This is a genomic window from Mammaliicoccus sp. Dog046 (assembly GCF_034039665.1).
Lineage (GTDB): Bacteria > Bacillota > Bacilli > Staphylococcales > Staphylococcaceae > Mammaliicoccus.
The window spans coordinates 1755028-1774773 of record NZ_CP120131.1 but is presented as its reverse complement, the minus strand read 5'-3'; the positions used below and the strand labels follow the sequence as shown (position 1 = coordinate 1774773).

General features: G+C 31.7%; 18 protein-coding genes and 1 riboswitch. Of the genes, 12 read left to right on the top strand and 6 right to left on the bottom strand.

The genetic code is table 11. From position 1 onward, the window contains the following. Positions 1 to 8: 8 nt before the first annotated feature. Together purH and purD are read left to right on the top strand one after the other, a co-directional pair. Positions 9 to 1487: a bifunctional phosphoribosylaminoimidazolecarboxamide formyltransferase/IMP cyclohydrolase gene (purH, locus tag P3U32_RS08830; protein WP_323702770.1), complete on the top strand. Its 1479-nt coding sequence runs from the start codon at positions 9 to 11 to the stop codon at positions 1485 to 1487. Between the two features lie 10 nt (positions 1488 to 1497). Next, positions 1498 to 2751, top strand: coding sequence for a phosphoribosylamine--glycine ligase (gene purD / locus P3U32_RS08825; protein WP_323702769.1), 1254 nt, complete (start codon positions 1498 to 1500; stop codon positions 2749 to 2751). Between the two features lie 283 nt (positions 2752 to 3034). Here purD and P3U32_RS08820 read toward each other — a convergent pair whose 3' ends face one another. The 4 genes from P3U32_RS08820 to P3U32_RS08805 all read right to left on the bottom strand — a co-directional run bounded on the left by P3U32_RS08820 (position 3035) and on the right by P3U32_RS08805 (position 6233). After that, positions 3035 to 3826: an energy-coupling factor transporter transmembrane component T family protein gene (locus tag P3U32_RS08820; protein ID WP_323702768.1), complete on the bottom strand. Its 792-nt coding sequence runs from the start codon at positions 3824 to 3826 to the stop codon at positions 3035 to 3037. After that, positions 3816 to 5219, bottom strand: a complete 1404-nt coding sequence (locus P3U32_RS08815) for an ABC transporter ATP-binding protein (protein ID WP_323702767.1) — start codon at positions 5217 to 5219, stop codon at positions 3816 to 3818. Before P3U32_RS08815 ends, P3U32_RS08820 begins: the two co-directional genes overlap by 11 nt. Before the next feature lie 11 nt (positions 5220 to 5230). Next, positions 5231 to 5806 carry an ECF transporter S component gene (locus P3U32_RS08810; protein WP_323702766.1) on the bottom strand — a complete coding sequence of 192 codons (576 nt, stop codon included), beginning with the start codon at positions 5804 to 5806 and terminating at the stop codon, positions 5231 to 5233. A 92-nt stretch (positions 5807 to 5898) separates the two neighbouring features. Further along, positions 5899 to 6003: riboswitch (TPP riboswitch) on the bottom strand. Positions 6004 to 6107: 104 nt separating this feature from the next. Further along, complete coding sequence (locus tag P3U32_RS08805) at positions 6108 to 6233, bottom strand: hypothetical protein (protein ID WP_323702765.1); 126 nt, start codon at positions 6231 to 6233, stop codon at positions 6108 to 6110. 147 nt (positions 6234 to 6380) lie between these two features. On the opposite strand from P3U32_RS08805, the gene auxA reads away from it, so the two are divergent. The 7 genes from auxA to ptsP all read left to right on the top strand — a co-directional run bounded on the left by auxA (position 6381) and on the right by ptsP (position 14153). Continuing rightward, positions 6381 to 7679, top strand: a complete 1299-nt coding sequence (gene auxA / locus P3U32_RS08800) for a lipoteichoic acid stability factor AuxA (RefSeq protein WP_323702764.1) — start codon at positions 6381 to 6383, stop codon at positions 7677 to 7679. 375 nt (positions 7680 to 8054) lie between these two features. Beyond that, positions 8055 to 9227, top strand: coding sequence for a class I SAM-dependent rRNA methyltransferase (locus tag P3U32_RS08795; RefSeq protein ID WP_323702763.1), 1173 nt, complete (start codon positions 8055 to 8057; stop codon positions 9225 to 9227). 73 nt (positions 9228 to 9300) lie between these two features. Further along, positions 9301 to 9834, top strand: a complete 534-nt coding sequence (locus P3U32_RS08790) for a DUF697 domain-containing protein (RefSeq protein ID WP_323702762.1) — start codon at positions 9301 to 9303, stop codon at positions 9832 to 9834. 197 nt (positions 9835 to 10031) lie between these two features. Beyond that, a complete protein-coding gene (locus P3U32_RS08785; protein ID WP_323702761.1) occupies positions 10032 to 11126 on the top strand; it encodes a carbohydrate kinase in 1095 nt (364 codons plus the stop codon). Beyond that, a complete protein-coding gene (locus P3U32_RS08780; protein ID WP_323702760.1) occupies positions 11123 to 12043 on the top strand; it encodes a pseudouridine-5'-phosphate glycosidase in 921 nt (306 codons plus the stop codon). Before P3U32_RS08785 ends, P3U32_RS08780 begins: the two co-directional genes overlap by 4 nt. 131 nt (positions 12044 to 12174) lie before the next feature. Then, complete coding sequence (locus P3U32_RS08775; RefSeq protein ID WP_016912884.1) at positions 12175 to 12441, top strand: phosphocarrier protein HPr; 267 nt, start codon at positions 12175 to 12177, stop codon at positions 12439 to 12441. Next, the gene (ptsP, locus tag P3U32_RS08770) at positions 12441 to 14153 is read left to right on the top strand and encodes a phosphoenolpyruvate--protein phosphotransferase (RefSeq protein WP_323702757.1); all 1713 of its coding nucleotides are present in this window, start codon (positions 12441 to 12443) and stop codon (positions 14151 to 14153) included. The genes P3U32_RS08775 and ptsP overlap by 1 nt, the downstream gene beginning before the upstream one ends. Before the next feature lie 55 nt (positions 14154 to 14208). Here the strand turns inward: ptsP and P3U32_RS08765 are convergent, their stop codons facing one another. Further along, positions 14209 to 14973, bottom strand: a complete 765-nt coding sequence (locus P3U32_RS08765) for a metallophosphoesterase (RefSeq protein ID WP_323702756.1) — start codon at positions 14971 to 14973, stop codon at positions 14209 to 14211. Then, positions 14973 to 15203 (bottom strand): glutaredoxin family protein, encoded by a 231-nt coding sequence (locus P3U32_RS08760; protein WP_323702755.1) that lies wholly within the window; start codon positions 15201 to 15203, stop codon positions 14973 to 14975. The genes P3U32_RS08765 and P3U32_RS08760 overlap by 1 nt, the downstream gene beginning before the upstream one ends. A gap of 185 nt (positions 15204 to 15388) precedes the next feature. On the opposite strand from P3U32_RS08760, the gene P3U32_RS08755 reads away from it, so the two are divergent. The 3 genes from P3U32_RS08755 to P3U32_RS08745 are packed head-to-tail and all read left to right on the top strand — an operon-like array spanning position 15389 to position 18441. Continuing rightward, positions 15389 to 16735: a cytochrome ubiquinol oxidase subunit I gene (locus tag P3U32_RS08755; RefSeq protein WP_323702754.1), complete on the top strand. Its 1347-nt coding sequence runs from the start codon at positions 15389 to 15391 to the stop codon at positions 16733 to 16735. Further along, a complete protein-coding gene (locus tag P3U32_RS08750; RefSeq protein WP_323702753.1) occupies positions 16735 to 17751 on the top strand; it encodes a cytochrome d ubiquinol oxidase subunit II in 1017 nt (338 codons plus the stop codon). The genes P3U32_RS08755 and P3U32_RS08750 overlap by 1 nt, the downstream gene beginning before the upstream one ends. A gap of 27 nt (positions 17752 to 17778) precedes the next feature. Next, positions 17779 to 18441: a potassium channel family protein gene (locus tag P3U32_RS08745; RefSeq protein WP_323702752.1), complete on the top strand. Its 663-nt coding sequence runs from the start codon at positions 17779 to 17781 to the stop codon at positions 18439 to 18441. Positions 18442 to 19746 lie beyond the last annotated feature (1305 nt).

Genomic DNA, 19746 nt, shown 5'->3' with positions numbered 1-19746 from the left:
TTTTCACAATGAAAAATGCATTATTAAGTGTTTCAGATAAAACAAATATCGTAGAATTTGCAAGTAAATTACTAGAAAATGATTATAAAATATATTCAACTGGTGGTACAAAAAAAGCGTTAGAAGAAGCGAATATAGAAGTATATTCAGTGTCGGACTTAACAAATTTCCCTGAAATTATGGATGGAAGAGTGAAAACACTTCACCCTGGTGTTCATGGAGGTATACTTGCAAATCGTTCTATCCCGGAACATTTATCAGCATTGAAAGAACAAAATATTGACTTGATCGATTTAGTTGTTGTTAATTTATATCCATTTAAAGAAACGATTAAAAAAGAAAATGTAACAGAAGATGAAGCAATTGAAAACATTGATATTGGTGGACCAACAATGTTGAGAGCGGCTGCTAAAAACTTTAAATTTGTTACTACTATTGTAAATCCAGATGACTATGAAGAAGTCATAAATCGTATTGAAGAAGATAAATTGGATGAAGCATTTAGAAAATCATTAATGGTTAAAGTATTTAAACATACTAATGATTACGATAAAACAATCGTAGAATTCTTTGCGAATCAATCAGAAGAATTAAGATACGGGGAAAATCCTCAACAAAGTGCGACATTTGTTAAAACATCAAATGAACCACATACTTTAGCAGGTGCTAAGCAATTACATGGTAAAGCATTAAGTTATAACAATATTAAAGATGCGGATGCAACTTTAACGTTAATTAAGAAATTTAAACAACCAGCTGCAGTTGCTGTAAAACATATGAATCCATGTGGTGTTGGTATTGCAGATAATATTGAAGATGCGTATGCATATGCATATGAAGCTGACTCACAATCTATTTTTGGTGGTATTGTTGCATTGAATAGACCTGTCACTAAAAAATTAGCTGAAGAATTACATTCAATTTTCTTAGAAGTAGTTATTGCACCAAGCTTTGATGAGGAAGCTTTAGAAGTCTTAACGACTAAGAAAAATATTCGATTATTACAAATTGAAATGGATGAAACGAAAGACGAACAAGAAGTTGTCTCTGTTTCTGGTGGATATTTAGTTCAAGATAAAGATCTTGCTACAATTTCAAGAGATGAAATGAAAGTTGTTACAGATGTAGAACCTACTGAAGCGCAGTGGAAAGCATTAGAATTATCATGGGAAGTCGTACGTTCAGTAAAAAGTAATGCTATTGTTTTAGCAAATGATCATCAAACAGTTGGAGTAGGTGCAGGACAAATGAATCGTGTAGGTTCAGCACAAATTGCAATTGATAGAGCGATTGAAATGAATGACAATGTTGCATTAGCTTCTGATGGATTCTTCCCAATGGGTGATACTGTTGAAACAGCTGCAAAAGCAGGTATTAAAACAATTATCCAACCAGGTGGATCTATTAAAGACCAAGATTCAATCGATATGGCAAATAAATATGGCATCAGTATGGTATTTACTGGTATGAGGCACTTTAAACACTAGGAGGTCAAATATGAAAGTACTTGTAATTGGATCAGGTGGAAGAGAACATGTTTTAGCTCAAAAGTGTAGCACTTCAAAATCAGTTGACGAAGTATTTGTAATCCCTGGTAACGATGCTATGACTAAAGTTGCAACTGTAATTTCAAATATTAAAGAAACAGACCATGCATTAATTAAAGATTTTGTTATAGAACACGAAATTGAATGGGTAGTCATAGGACCTGAACAACCACTTATTGATGGATTAACAGATACACTTGCAGATACAAATGCAAAAGTGTTTGGTCCAAATAAAGAAGCGGCACAATTAGAAGGTTCTAAAGAATTTGCTAAAAAAATAATGGAAAAGTATAACATTCCAACTGCTGAATATCAGACAATTACGGATAAAGATGAAGCATTACGATATGTAGAAACTTGTAAAATTCCGATTGTGCTTAAAAAAGATGGATTAGCAGCAGGTAAAGGTGTTATTGTTGCGTTAACGAGAGATGAAGCTAGAGCAGGTGTAGCGGAATTATACGTGACGCAAAAAGAAAAAGTAGTATTTGAAGAATTCTTAGATGGTGAAGAATATTCAGTAATGACATTCGTAAATCAAGAATATGCTATTCCTTTTGATTGTATTGCTCAAGACCATAAGAGAGCATTTGATGGCGATCAAGGACCAAATACAGGTGGTATGGGTGCATATTGTCCAGTACCGCACATTCCTCAAGCTATTTTAGAAGAAACAAACAGTAAAATAGCACAACCTATTGCTGATGCACTTGTAAGTGAAGGCATTAATTACTTCGGTTTAATTTATATTGGTGCAATCTTAACAGAAGAGGGACCTAAAGTAATCGAGTTTAATGCAAGATTTGGAGATCCAGAAGCTCAAGTATTACTTACGAGATTGGATTCAGATTTTGTTGAACTTCTAGAGAAAACTTATAATAAAGAACCAATACAACTTGAATGGAAAGAAGAGAGTGTTGTTGGAGTTGTGTTAGCTTCTAAAGGCTATCCAGGTTCTTATGAAAAAGGTGCATTAGTAGAAGGACTAGAAGATTTAGATCAATATTTTGTTAGTGCTTTGAAATTGAATGAAAATAATCAATTTGTAAATAATGGTGGAAGAGTCATGATTACAATTGGTACAGGTAATGATATTGAAGAAGCGCAACAAAATGCATATGCGCAAGTGGATAAAATCAAAAGTGAACAATTGTTTTATAGAACAGATATTGGACATAAAGCAATTAAAGCTAAAAATAAATAAATCTTTCAGACTGCCGACAAAGTTATATACTTTGTCGGCTTTTTTTGCGCATGCTTTCCGCGGGCATGTTCCCGCAGGAGTCAGCGAAAAAATGCTGAACATTGCAAGTGAGGATCGACATGCAATATTGGGTATGGCTAACGAGATAGTTCTAAGAAACAATCTCGTTAAAAAATCTAACGAGATAGAAAGTAAAAACAATCTCGTTAGCATACTTTTTATTGAGAAAGGCTTTTTCATAAACAAACAAGAGAACACATATCAATGTGTCCTCTTGTTTGTTTTATCTTATATCTGAAATGCTTGTGATTGGTAAGTAAATACTAAATACAAAAGCTATAATGACTAATGCGAATGAAAATAATAAGAAGTATATATCATTAATTGTAAATGGAACTTTATAATAGAATGTTCTCTTTTGGTTAGTAAATCCTTTTGCTTCCATTGCTACAGCTAATCGATGTGATTTTCTAATGCTTTGACTTAAAGTAGGTATCAGTAAATGATTGATCCACTTAATGCCTTTGCGATTTTTCTTATCTATAACGGAATAGCGCATTTTTAATGCTTGTCTTAATTGCATAAATGAACTAAACATAATTGGAATCATGCGTATGGCTGCCATAAATGCGTATGCGATTTTTGGCTTTAAACGTAAATGCTGCATAAAGCTATAAAACACAAATATGATTTGTGAAGTGAAGGGAATCACCATGCCATAAAATGATATGACAAGTGTACGCATCGTAACGTGAAGACCGCGCATGAGACTTTCATGGGTGATGTTTATGAATCCTAATTTAAAAATCGTTTCTGAGCCTTCACCATAAAAAATCATAAATAATGCAGAAGTAAAACCGAAAAATAATGTCATTAATATAACTAAAAACAGTGGTAAAAATCGAACACCACTCATGGTAATTAAATAAATGAACATGATGATAGTTAAATAAAGCATAAAATCAAAATTATGAATAAAGATTACAAAGAAGAATAATGAAATACCCAAAGTTAATTTCGTTATAACATTTACGTTATCGATAAAGGTAGTATATTGTTTCCAGTTACTTAGCATCAATATCACCACCAGTAACTAATAATTGTTGATGAGATATTGTGAATTGCTTTGTAGCATATCTATTAATAATTTCATTTTCGTGTGTAATCATTAAGATAGTTTGACCAGATTGAACGCGGTTATGAAATAACTTTATAAGTTCAAATGTATTATGACTATCCAGTCCAAAGGTTGGTTCATCTAACAATATGATATCTGATTGCGTACTTAATGCTGTCGCAACACTCAGACGTTTCTTCTGTCCGATAGATAATTCAAATGGGTGTTGATGTTTAACGTGTTCTAATTTAAGTAACTGTAACATTTCTATTGTTCTCTCTTGCGCTGTTGCTTTATCCTGGAATGCAAAGTTAATATAAATTTCGTTGTATACAGACATTTCTATAAATTGTAGTTCTGGATTCTGATAAACAAAATAAATATGCTGAGACGCATCTTTTACTTTGTTTAAAGGTTGGCCTTCGAATGACATCTCGCCTTTATATTTAACAAGCTGCATAATTGATTCTAAGAAAGTTGTCTTACCAGTACCATTCTTACCTGTTAACGTGATCCATTCACCGCTATTGATTGTTATATGGTCACTATTAAACAATGTACGTTTTCCACGTAATATGTTTAATTGGTCTAAGGATAGTAAAGGTTGGCTGTTTGTTGCCTTATATTCTAGTTGTGGCGCAAATTGCCATGAATTAGGGTGCCATACACCATATTGATTTAAAATTTGCGTATGGTTGTTTAAAATGTCTTCTGGCGTACTATCATGCGTAATTTCTCCTGTTTCATTCATTACAATAACTCTATCAACGTAATTCCAAATATAATCTACTTTATGTTCAACAATAACGACAGTTTGGTGTTCCCAATGTTGCATCATAAGATTCCACAATTGTGTTGTCGCTTCTCGATCTAACATGGCAGTAGGTTCATCTAAAAATAACGTATCTGATTCTTGTAACAACATAGATGCAATTGCTAGCTTTTGTTTCATACCGCCACTTAATCGATCAAGCTTTGTTGAAGCATCAGCTTCAAGGTTTACTTTTTGCATTGCTTCTATTATTAATGGATCCATTTCGTGTGCAGGTACGTTTTTATTTTCTAAAATAAATGCAAGCTCTTCTTTAATACGAGGCATACAAAATTGTGTATCTGGATCTTGGAAGATAACTCCAGGAGAAGGATCTATATGCTTATGATCGTATTTCATTGGAATATCCATAGATCTAGGGATAATACCACTTAGTACATTTAATAATGTACTTTTACCTGAACCGCTAGGGCCAAGTAAAAGTACTTTTTCTTTATCTTTAATTTCAATATTTATGTTTTTAAATATAATACGTTCATCTTCTGGAAATTTGAGTCTTAAATTTTTAAGTGATAACAATGGAATAACTCCTATAATAAGTCATAATCTTTTTTAGATGCAGGTCTAAAGAGTTTTGTAACACCAGTTTGATCGAGCGCTCTTACGATTGCATATCCTAATGCACCTGCAACGATTGCACCACTCAATATTCTAATAGTGAACATAAGAACGACGTTCCAAAGAGCTACATCACCTAAATAATTATAATACCAGTCGATAGGTAAAGTAATGATACCTGCTGCCATACCTGCAATTACCGCAACAGATAATTTTCTTGATTGGTAACGAACAACTAGAAAAATGACTTCACAAGCTAAACCTTGTAACAATGCATAAATGAAAGTAGGGATGTCAAACTGACCCATAACAATTGTTTCACCAGCACCAGCAGCGAATTCAGCTAAAATAGCCACACCAGGTTTTTGGATAATTAAATAAGCAACGATAGCTGCTATAAACCAAAAACCATAAACAGATTGTTCTAAATGTAAGCCTAATGGTTTGAGGAATTCATAAGGAATCCATAAAAACTTATAAATGATTGAGAAGATTGCACCAATTAAAACTGTGACTAAAATATCAGACAATGTTAAACTTTTTGACATGTGTATTTGCTCCTTTATATAAAAAAATGTGCACTCCTATATCTAAATAGAAGCGCACAAAAATATTGTTATCATCATTAAAATGAATATTATATGATTTTCGAACACTTTCCTACGCTAGTATCATCTAGATCAGGTACGAAGGGTCCAGACTATAAATATGTCCGTCTCAGTTAAAAACGCCCCTAGTGCATGTATTGAATTGTTAACACTAACAATAAGTCGAAATAGTTTTTTTGTCAATAGGAATTCTTAGTGTTCGCTCATCTAACGAATCTAACAACGTATTAAACGGAATGACTTATTCAAAAGTATCTTGAATATTGTCTTTCGTTTTTTCTTGACCGTCTTTGCGATCATTACTATTTTGTTGTTCTTTTTCTTTTACTTTTTTTGCTTCTTCTTTATGCTTATCATTTGCTGGCATAATAACACTCCTTTAAAATCTGTGATATTATAGTATACCCAACTAGATAAGTTTTTTAAACTTCATACTAGTACTTGGGACCGATTTTCAATATAATTAAAGACAATTGAAATTGAAACAACTATAATGTTCAATGAGGTGAAGAACATGTCTATAAAGAAAAAGAGCTGGGAAGTTCATTTTAGTCATATTATAGGTATATTCATTTTAATAACTGGATTACTTATACTATTTAATGCACCACGAATAAAAGATTATAATATTAAAGATTCTAGTGAAATTCACATTAGAAATATTGGAGACTTCTTTGTTGCTTTTTTTGATGAATTAGTAAGAATTTTAAATCACTATATCGGTGGCATGCCGGTTGTCACATCAATCATCATTTTATTATTAGGGATATTTGTATTATTGATAGGACGCACATTAAGAAGAACTACAAATTATGATTATGACATTTCGATATTTTATATCGGATTAACCATTTTGTTTATGGTTGTCATTATGATGACGATGTTCCAAGTATACAGCTTCGCATCATTTTTATTCATCATTCCGTTTGCTATACACATTGGATATGTCGTTTATAAAAATGAATTAGATCCAACGAATCGTAAATATCATTATTTATGGATCATTATTTCATATGGTTTATGTTATTTTATTTCTCAATTTGCGATGAATCATAATATAGATGCGAAAAACGTTAAACCAATTGATGTAATGAGTGTCAATTTATTTTTCATATTATTATGGTGCTTCAGTCAAATGTCGGTATGGGTAAGTTTATATTTAAGAAGATCATTACCTGTAAGTGATGAAGATATCGAATCGTCAAATGATGAAAAATATTCACGTGTTAAAAACAATCTTGTTACAAGTAAAATTTTAAACATGTCTCAAGGCTTTTATCAAAAATTACAAAACTTTAAACAAGCAACATTAGAAAAGTTTAATTCTGATGAAGCCATTGCGAAGCGTAAACAACGTAATGAAAGATGGAAAGAAATTATAAAAATAGAGGACGAAGATATTCCAAAATGGATGAGACGTCCTAAATGGTTAAAGAAAAGTTATATAGAATGGATATGTACAGCAGTATTATTCCTATTTACATTTATAGAATTTAATAATCGTAACGGGTTATTCTTATCTGGAGAATGGCATTTATCACAAATACAATATGTATTTGAATGGTTGACTTTATTCATCCTTCTTCTATTAATTATTTTATATGCTTACTTTAATTACACAACGAATTATAAAAATAAAAATAATTTCGGAAAATTGTTTGTCGTATCAGCTTTATTCTTTGAAATTGCAACTACGTTCTTTGTATCAGCAATTCAAACATCTCAATTTTCAGTGTTTATAACACCAATTTCATTTTTATTATTCTTGTTTATTACACCAGCATTTATTATTCATCTAAAAAAATCATTTTAATTTAAGTTTTTGACTATAACATTAGAAAAAAGCAGTAAACATTCGTGAAAATGAATGTTTACTGCTTTTTATTTTATAAAATAAAGTGATATAAAGTGCATAAACAATAACTAAATCAGCGACTGTTATATAACAAAATGTAATATGTAAATAATTTTAATGAATTTCTTCAAAAATGTATTGCGTGGAATAATTCTATCATTTATAATAATTTATAGTAAGCGTTTACATAAAAGGGGATCAAACTTTCTGGGGGAAATTTGATTAATAAATTCGGTTAACAGAGTATTCAATAGGGGGAATACTCTGTTTTTTTGCGTTTTGTGTTTTATACGTTATAATATGTGAGACGTTTCGAAAGGATGGCCAAATATAATGAAACAATTAATGCTTAAAAGAGGTAAAGAAGATAAATATTTAAGAGGATATCCTCTTGTAGAAAAAGATGACGTATTTGATATGCCGAAGATGGATGAAGGAGAGTTAATTGCCTTAGTAGATGCAGGTAAAAACTTTATTGCTACAGCATATTATGGAGAACAAAATAAAGGTATTGGATGGGTGTTATCACTTAATTCAACTGAGAAAATCGATCATGAATTTTTCGTGAATCTGTTTAAAGCAGCAAAAGAGGAAAGAAATTATTATAATCAAGTAGATGGTATTAATGCTTACCGTTTATTTAATGCTGAAGGTGACGGTATTGGCGGTTTAACGATTGATTATTATGATGAACATTTATTAATTCAATGGTATTCAGTTGGTATTTATCGCTTGAAAGATAGAATATTACCAGCAATTAAAGAAGTATTTGAATATCAATCAATATTTGAAAAAAGAAGATTTAAAGGTATGGAAACAAGTTCTGACTTTGTTGCAGGTGATGCACCTGAGTTCCCATATGTTGTAGAAGAAAATCGTTTATTCTATAATATTAATCTTGATGATGGACCAATGACAGGTATTTTCCTTGATCAAAAAGATGTCCGTAAAAAATTAAAAGACCAATATTCAAAGGATAAAGATATCCTTAATTTATTCAGTTATACTGGTGCGTTTTCAGTTGCAGCAAGTGAACATGCGAAGTCGACGACAAGTGTTGATTTAGCAAACCGTGCTAGACCTCTAACTGAAGCTAACTTTGGTTTGAATACAATGGACTTAAATAACAATCACATCTTTATTATGGATGTATTTGATTACTTTAAATATGCATTAAGACATGGCTTAAGCTATGATGTCGTTGTTGTGGATCCACCAAGTTTCGCTAGAAATAAGAAAAAAACATTCAGCGTACAAAAAAATTATCCTGAATTAATTGAAGGCGCTGTTGAATTATTAAATGAACAAGGAACACTTGTTTTAAGTACAAACTCAAGTGCATTTCCACAAAAAGCATTTAAAAAAATGATTAATCAAACGCTAGATGAGATGGATTTAGATTATACAATCTTAGATGTAATGGGATTACCTAAAGACTTCAAGAGTCATCCACATTATAAACCTAGTAAATACTTGAAAGTCGTATTTGTTCAAATAAATGGTTAAAATTTTCATTTCCTGGGTATATATTAGTATTCTTAATAATTGAATATTAATGAACGGTGAGGAGAATGAAATAATGGGTATTTTTAATAAAGTCACTACAAAAGCGGGAAATAAAGCATTTGGAATTGAAGAAATTAAAAAACGTTCTGAATTGCCAACAACACAAGATGAGATTTTACAAAGAAGAAAACAAGCTAAAGAATTAATTCATAAAAAATCATTAATGTCATCAGCTGCAAATATTGTTCCTATTCCAGGATTAGGTGTTGGAATGGATATCAAACTTATGGGCGATATTATTGAAGATATAAATAAAATTTATGGCCTAAGTCATAAACAAGTCAACAAAATGCAAGATGATGTTAAACAAAAAATATTAACATCAGCAGCGATGAAAGGTAGTCAATTTGTTGGACAGAAAGTAACGAATGCAATGGTTAAAGTATTCTTTAGATCAATTGTTAAACGAGAAGCGGCAAAACAATCTAGATGGATACCACTTGTTGGTCAAGCAGTTGCAGGTTCAATCAGTTACTACTTAATGAAAAAAATGGGTGAGGATCACATTAAAAAATGTGAGACAGTTATTGAAGATTTTTTAGAATAAATTAATGATAAGAATGTCGGCACAGTCTTGGACTGTGTCGGCATTTTTTTTGCGCATGAGATAGTTTTGGGAAACAATCGGGTTATATTTACTTTTTTTATTTTAGTTTAAATTTGCACTTTTTATGAAAGCGTTTTATAATAAATTTGTAAACTTAAGTTTTAAAAATAAACAAATGTTTGTGAGGGGTGTGGATATTGAACGCAAACGAAAAAGTGATTTTGAATTTAATTAAAGAGAATCCATTTATTTCACAACTTGAATTATCAGAAAAGGTCGGGCTATCAAGACCGGCTGTGGCAAATATTATTTCCGGACTTGTTAAAAAAGAATATGTACAAGGTAAAGCTTATGTATTAAATGAACAAAATCCAATCGTATGTATTGGTGGCGCAAATATAGATAGAAAATTTCATTGTTCTGAACAACTTATGAAGGGAACATCAAATCCTGTCACTTCTGAATCATCCATCGGTGGTGTAGCGAGAAATATTGCTGAGAATCTTGGACGGCTGGGTGAAGATGTCATTCTTTTAACAACATCTGGGAATGATGCAGAATGGCAGCACATTGCAGATTTATCATCTCCATTTATGAATGTAGATTATGTTGAAAATATTTCAGGTGAGTCAACAGGTAATTATACTGCATTATTAGATGACGAAGGCAATATGACATTAGGGTTTGCTGATATGTCTATATATGACAAAATCACACCTGAATTCATGATTAAGAAGACATTTATTCTGAACAAAGCGACATGTATTATAGCAGATTTAAATTGTCCAAAAGAAACTTTAGAATTTTTATGTTCTTATGCTGAAAAACAACATATTCAACTCGTATTAGTTGCAGTATCAGGACCAAAAATGAAACGACTTCCTACGAATCTTCATGCTGTTGAATGGTTAATTTTAAATAAAGATGAAGTAGAGACGTTTGTTGGGAAAACGGCCGATACAATGGAAGAATTACAGGAATATGTTAATGAGATTAAAATGTTAGGTCCTAAAAATATAATCGTAACTTCAGGTAATGAAACGATTTTATACAAAGGTTCAGAAGGTAACATGTCATTCGGTGTGAATAAAGTAGATCCAATTGTTGATGTAACTGGTGCAGGGGATGCATTTTCTTCAGCACTTATTTATGGGTGGTTAAAATCATATGATATTCAACAAATTGTACAACTAGCGCAAGCAAATGCAGCTAAAACAATACAAACAACATATACAGTAAGACAAGATTTAGACAGAACACAACTCAATAAAGATATGGAGGCAATCAAATGAGACAGTACATTCAATTTTCTGAAGAAGTAGAATTAGCAAAACAAAAAGGAAAAGCAATTGTAGCTTTAGAATCAACAATTATTTCACACGGTATGCCATATCCACAAAATGTAGAAATGGCAAAAAATGTAGAACAAATTGTGAGAGACAATGGTGGTGTACCTGCAACAATTGCAATAATGAACGGTGAAATTAAAATTGGATTGAATGATGAAGAGTTAGAAACACTTGCACAAGAAAGTGATGTTGCTAAAGTATCACGAAGAGATATCGCTGAAATAATTGCTACTAAAAAAATAGGAGCGACAACAGTTGCTTCTACAATGATTTGTGCACAACTGGCCGATATTAAATTTTTTGTAACAGGCGGTATCGGTGGTGTACATAAAGGCGCAGAACAAACGATGGATATATCAGCAGATTTAGATGAGCTTTCCAAAACGAAAGTAACGGTCATTTGTGCAGGTGCAAAATCAATTTTAGATTTAGATAAAACGCTTGAATATCTGGAAACAAAAGGGGTACCAGTTGTTGGATATCAAACAGATGAACTTCCTGCATTTTTCACTAGAGAAAGTGGCTTGAAATTGAACACACGTATGGACGACGTTGAAACAATTGCACAGCTCGCGGAAGTACATTGGGATCTTGGATTAGATTCAGGTATCGTTGTTGCAAATCCAGTACCAGAAGAAAATCAATTAGACCCAGAATTCATTAATGATATAATAGATAAAGCAGTAAAAATAGCAGAACAAAATGGCATTCATGGGAAAGATACGACACCATTTTTATTAAGTGAAATTGTGGACCAAACGAATGGTCAATCATTAGAAACAAATATCAAACTGGTTGAACATAATGCAAAAATTGGAACACAAATCGCAGTTGCATTTACAAACTTAGAGAACGAATGAAATTTCTTTTAATTAACTGCATCATTATGTAATTTTATTGAATTGTAAGTGTTTTTTTGCTATTCTTTAAACGTATAGATAAAATTTGATTTTATACAAATTAAATACAGGAACCAGAAGGAGAAATTAAAATGGAACAAAATTCTTATGTAATTATCGATGAAACGGGTATTCATGCAAGACCAGCAACAATGTTAGTTCAAACAGCATCTAAATTTGATTCAGATGTACAATTAGAATATAACGCTAAAAAAGTTAACTTAAAATCAATCATGGGTGTAATGAGCCTAGGTGTTGGTAAAGACGCTGAAATCACTATCTACGCTGAGGGTAGTGACGAAAAAGAAGCAATCGAAGCAATTACTGAAGTATTATCTAAAGAAGGATTAACAAAATAATGTCTGAATTATTAAAGGGTATAGCTGCATCTGATGGTGTAGCTATAAGTAAAGCATACTTATTAGTTGAACCTGATTTATCTTTTTCTAGTGAAAGTATCAGCGATGTAGATGGCGAAGTTGAAAAGTTTAAAGCAGCTGTCAATCAATCTAAAGTTGAATTAACACAAATTCGTAATAATGCTGAAAAACAACTTGGAGCAGATAAGGCTGCGATTTTTGATGCACATTTATTAGTGTTAGAAGATCCTGAGTTATTAAATCCAATAGAAGAAAATATTCGCAATAATAAAGTAAATGCGCCAACTGCATTAAATGAAGTTTCGACGAATTTCATTACTATATTTGAAAATATGGATAATGAATATATGAAAGAACGTGCAGCAGATATTCGTGACGTTTCTAAACGTGTATTAGCGCACATATTAGGTGTGGAATTGCCGAATCCTAGTATGATCAATGAAAGCGTTATTATAGTGGCTGAGGACTTAACACCATCAGATACAGCACAACTTAACAAAGAATTTGTTAAAGGTTTTGCGACTAATATCGGTGGAAGAACTTCTCACTCTGCGATAATGAGCCGTTCTTTAGAAATTCCAGCAGTTGTAGGTACAAAAGATATTACTAGCCGTGTTCAACAAGGGGATCATCTTATTATTGATGGTTTATCAGGTGATGTAATTATTAATCCTTCAGAAGATGAAGTACTTGCTTATGAACAAAAGCAAAAGAACTTCTTAGCTGAGAAAGAAGAATTAGCTAAACTTGTAAATGATGAATCAGTCTCTAAAGATGGTGTTCATGTAGAACTTGCAGCAAATATTGGTACACCAAATGATTTAACTGGTGTTAAAAATAATGGTGCAGAAGGTATTGGTTTATATCGTACTGAGTTCTTATACATGGGTAGAGATAACATGCCTACTGAAGAAGAGCAATTTGAAGCTTATAGCAAAGTATTAAAAGAAATGGACGGCAAACGTGTTGTTGTTCGTACTTTAGATATTGGTGGAGATAAAGAATTATCTTATCTAAACTTACCTAAAGAAATGAACCCATTCTTAGGCTATAGAGCAATTCGTTTATGTTTAGATCAAACAGATATCTTTAGAACTCAATTAAGAGCTTTATTACGTTCTTCTGAATTTGGTAAACTAAACATCATGTTCCCAATGATTGCTACAGTTCAAGAATTCAGAGATGCGAAAGCAATCTTACTCGAAGAAAAAGAAAAATTAGTTTCTGAAGGTGTTAAAGTAGATGATAATATCGAAATCGGTATTATGGTTGAAATTCCATCAACAGCTGCACTTGCAGATATCTTTGCTAAAGAAGTTGATTTCTTTAGTATCGGTACAAACGATTTAATTCAATACACAATGGCTGCTGACCGTATGTCAGAGCGTGTTTCATACTTATACCAACCATATAATCCTGCAATTCTTCGCTTAGTTAAGCAAGTAATTGAAGCATCACATAAAGAAGGTAAATGGACTGGTATGTGTGGTGAAATGGCTGGAGACAACACAGCGATTCCGTTGTTACTTGGTTTAGGATTAGATGAGTTCTCAATGAGTGCAACAAGTATCTTAAAAGCAAGAAAACAAATTAAACAATTAGATCAAAAAGAAATGCAAGAGTTAGCAAGTCGTGCAATTAATTGTGCAACCGAAGAAGAAGTAGTTGCTCTTGTAAATGAATTAGCATAATTTTAAAAAGCGTTTATTATGAGATATATAAATCTCGTAATAAACGCTTTTTTCTTTAATATTTATTTTTAATATTAAAAACAGCTATTTCTGGAGAACAAAATATTCTAATGGGTAGGCGAGTGACACCGATTCCTCTGTTTACGTATAAATATTGTTGTTTTCTTAAATGATATAGTCCACTTTTATACAACTTACCAAAAGCTGGTGTGTAAATGGCACCATAAAATGGTAACCTCACTTGTCCTCCATGTGTATGGCCAGATAATATCAAATTAATATTTGGATCTATTAAATGTGCTTTGTCAGGTTCGTGCATTAGGCAAATTCTATAATCGACATTGTGAAGATAACCTTCAAAAGAACTTTCGAAATTGGGTCGTCCGAAACAAATATCATCTATACCATGAATTAAAATGTTGCCTTGTGGTGTTTTGACAAGTTTGTGTTCATTGATTAATACATGAAAATCAGATTGCTTCATAATACGTATAACAGTTTCAATACCGTCAGAACCATAATCATGATTACCAGGAACAAAAAACTTGCCAAAATTGGATTGGATTGTCTTAAATAAAGGTATAACAAGGTTAAGGTCAAAAGGTACAAATTTGATATTATCAAAACAATCTCCTGTAAAACAAACAATATCAGCATCTAGTTTGTTAATGCGCAACACAAGCTGATGTAAGTCTTCAATACCAGAATAATATCCGATATGTAAATCAGAAATGTGAACAACTTTCAAATTTGATTTAAGTTGACTCTTAAAAGTGTGCGTCGACACTTTGATACGCGCACTTGGAAATTGAATACGCATTATTCAATACCCAGTGCTTTATTAAATGCATCTATATCTACTTGATAATATACTTTGTCGTTTATCAGAACAGTTGGTGTTGAGAAACTGTCTAAATCTATTAATTCACTTTTGAAAGTTTGGTTTTTAATATTCTTTTCTGTAAATGCGACATTCTTTTCATTAAAATATTGTTTCACAAATTGACAAGGGGGACATTGATCTTGTGTATAAATAATCACATTGTTCATTTTCATTCACCTCAACTTTATATAGCAATAATATAATGATTTATTGCTGTGTTCAACGATTATGGTTTACGTCGACATTAATTTGTCATCTTTTTGTGAATGAAAAACATTTGATTAATAGTTAAAGTGATGTATAATGAAATTGATTTGTGATATAAATCACAAATGTTGAATGGAGGAATATTATGGATGCAGTAGTTATTAGTCGTTTGCTGACTGCAATGACCTTAGGATTTCACATCATATTTGCAACAGTTGGTGTTGGTATTCCTTTAATGTTTGCGATAGCTGAATTTATAGGTATTAAAAAAGATAATCCTATGTACATTGCTATGGCGAAACGTTGGTCTAAGGGTTATACGATTACAGTAGCAGTCGGGGTTGTTACAGGAACAATTATCGGGTTGCAATTATCATTATTATGGCCATCATTTATGCAATTAGGTGGTCAAGTTATCGCTTTACCATTATTTATGGAAACATTTGCGTTTTTCTTTGAAGCTATATTTTTAAGTATCTATTTGTATACTTGGGATAGATTTAAAGGGAAATGGACACATTTCTTAATTACTTTACCGGTAATCATTGGCGGAACTTTCTCAGCATTTTTCATTACTTCAGTGAATTCATTTATGAATACACCGAGTGGATTTGATTTTATAAAAGGGAAATTGATGAACATTGATCCAATTGCTGCGATGTTTAATCCATCGTTTGGCATTCGATCATTCCATGTCATTGCGACAGCCTTTATGACAGCAGCATTTATTTTAGCAAGTATCGCTGCTTACCGATTGATTAAAAATAAATTTATTGATGATAGAGAATATCATAAAAAAGCACTTAAGCTTACAATGACAGTTGGTCTTATTGCGAGTTTACTTGCTATGTTAGCTGGAGATCTTTCAGCAAAATTTTTACATCAAGAACAACCAGAGAAATTAGCAGCAATGGAATGGCACTTTGAAACTGAATCTAAAGCTGATTTAGTATTGTTTGGTGTTGTTGATGAGAAGAAACAAGAAGTTAAAGGGGCAATTAAAATCCCAGGCGCTTTAAGTTTCTTATCAGACAGTAACTTCAATACGAAAGTTAAAGGTTTAAATGAGTTTAAATCAGACGAAACACCACCACTTGTGATACATTACTTCTTTGATTTAATGGTATTCTTCGGTGTATATTGTTTCATCATATCAGCACTCTTTGTTGTCTTGAAATGGTCGAAAAAATGGTCACAATATAATAAACCATTACTTTACTTAGCGGTACTGACTGGACCATTAGCGATGTTGGCAATAGAATTTGGATGGTTCTTGGCCGAAATGGGTAGACAACCATGGATATTAAGAGGTTATTTAAAAGTGGCACAAGCAGCAACACATGCAGATGGTTTAGCACTTGTATTTATTGCTTTTGCGATACTGTATTTAATCTTAGGCGTATCTGCAAGCTATGTACTTATAAGAATGTTTAGTCATAGCAAAGCGACAGATGATGTTAATAAGATAGCTAACAGAAAGGGTGAAGTATAATGGATTATCAATATATAGGTATAACAGTACTTTGGCTCTTTTTGTATGGGTATATTATTATAGGTGCGATTGATTTCGGCGCGGGATTCTTCGCTTTCCATGCAAAATTAACAAAACAAGATCATATTATTAATAATTTGATTTCTAGATATTTAAATCCTGTTTGGGAAGTTACGAATGTATTCTTTGTTTTCTTCTTTGTAGGAATTGTAGGGTTCTTTCCAGATTCCGCATACTATTTTGGATCAACATTATTAATTCCAGGTAGTGTCGCTTTAATATTATTAACAATTCGAGGTAGTTTCTATGCATTCGAAAATTACGGGCAAGATAGTAAATTATCGTGGTTGTTTTTATATGGTGCGACAGGATTATTAATTCCTGCATCACTTTCTACAATTTTAACGATTGCAGAAGGTGGATATATTAAAGAAACGCATAAAGGTGTAAATCTAGATTGGTTAACTTTATTGTTAAGTCCATACGCATGGGCAGTTGTATTTTTAGCAATTATATCTGTGTTATATATATCTTCAGGATTTTTAACTTATTATGCACACAAAGCAAAAGATGCTGAAGCATATAAACTATTAAGACAATGGTTCTTAATCTGGGCTATACCGATGATTATTATTTGTCAATTTGTATTCCTATCACTGAGACAACATAATGAAGACCACTTTAATAATGCTGTAGGGAGCTTTTGGTGGTTATTCGGTTTAAGTATCGTATTCTTCATTATTTCAGTTTCACTGATATTCTTTAGAAAAGCACACGGATTTGCATTTATTATGATATTACTACAGTTCGGAACAGCGTTCTTTGGTTATGGTATTAGTAAATTGCCATATATATTAACGCCGTATATTAATATAAACAAAGCAGTAGTTAACGATCAAATGGCATTAATGCTTGTTATTGTATTTATTTTAGGTTTACTTTTACTTGTTCCATCGCTTATATTGTTATTAAGGTTATTTATATTTGATGCAGACTATGTTAAAGGTAAAAAATAATCTCAATTTAATGTATGGGGGCATATCATGAGTAAGGAATACGTTGTAATTGGATTAGGTCGTTTTGGAGGCAGCATCGTTAGAGAGTTAAATGCACTAGATATGGATGTAATGGCCATCGATGCTGATGAAGCTAGAGTGAATGAATATAGTGATATTGCTACACATGCAGTTATTGCAGATACGACGGATGAAGCGGTCATGAAAAGTTTAGGTATAAGAAACTTTGATCATGTCATCGTTGCTATTGGCGAAAATATTCAAGCAAGTACTTTAACGACTTTAATACTTAAAGAATTAGGTGTTAAGAAAGTAACTGCTAAGGCACAAAATGATTATCATGCTAAAATTCTAAATAAAATTGGTGCGGACACAGTTGTACATCCAGAAAGAGATATGGGTCGTCGAATTGCACATAACGTTGCAAGCGCCTCTGTGCTAGATTATTTAGAGTTATCTGATGAATATTCAATTGTAGAAATTAAAGCTGGTGAAAGACTAGCAGGAAGTTCAATATTAGATTTAGACGTTCGAGCTAATTTTGGTATTAACATCATTGCTGTTAAACGAGGTAAAGATATTATCGTTGCACCAGATCCTAATGAAAAAATAGAATATCATGATATATTAATTGTTATTGGACACGATAATGATTTAAATAGATTTGAGAAAAAATTAGTTAACGAATAAATGAGAATGTCGACAAAGTTATAGACTTTGTCGACATTTTTTTATGAATAAACATTTCGTGGGTGTGACATGCAATATTGGAGCGCTGAACATAGCAAGTGGAGGTCGACAAGCAATATTGGAACGTCGAACATTGCAAGTGAGGGCTGACAAGCAACATAGTACACAGCTAACGAGATAGTTCTAGGAAACAATCACGTAAGAAAATCTAACGAGATAGAAAGTAAAAACAATCCCGTTAGCGGGTAAATAGGCCACTCAAAAGTCTGAATTAACTACAAAAAGAGAGAAAACAAAGCGCTAACGAGATAGAAAGTGAAAACAATCTCGTTAGTGGGTAAATAGGCCACTCAAAAGTTTGAATTAACTACAAATAGAGAGAAAACAAAGCGCTAACGAGATAGTTCTGAGAAACAATCCCGTTAGCGGGATATGGTATGTGGGTAACTTGAAAGAAGAGATTATACTTTATTCTGCATAGAAAAAAGTGATAGACAACTCTAAATTAAATATATTTTTATTTTAAAAAAATATTATAGATAATTGAAATTAAGCTATAGACTAGAAATGGCATTAATGAATAAAGTATGATTATTGATATGTTTTCTTGTTGTTTAAAAATAAAATAAAACATTATAAAAACTAGCATACTTGTTATGATTCCTGTTATAGGCAAAAGTTTGTAATAGGTTTCTAAGTTTCTTTTATATTTTTTTTTCATCACGATGCTCCTTTAAAAAAATATTATACATTTTTACGTTTTAAGAGTTTAGAGACCTTATATTAATAAAGCATTTGGGATAAAACAATAAATTACATACAGATTTTTAATCGAGTTTTTTATTAGTTTTTATATATGCTTTTAGTAAGAGAAGACTTAATATGATCCCTTGAATTATAAGTGAAAGAGTTAATATTGAATCTTTTTTTAGAGCAATTAGGAATGTATCGAGTATTAGTAAAGAGAATGAAAATAAACATGTGTAAGAGAATATATTTTTTAGTTGTATGGCAATTTCTTTTTGTGATATTTTCAAATTTTTTTGGTTTTTCATTGATTTTTTTGTTCGAAATCCGAAGTATGAATTAATTTGTTGTGGTGGTAAATTTTGAAATAAGTTACCTAAAAGAAATAAAAAGAGGCTACTTTGAAATAATATCATTGTTGCTTATGTTCTCCTTCTAATTGGGTTGGTCACTTATAATTATAGATATATTTGCGCTTTTTTGTATTCTTTTATCAAAAAAGGCTGATGAGAAATTTGTTTTTTCTCATCAGCCCGATTTATAATAAAGCCCATTAAA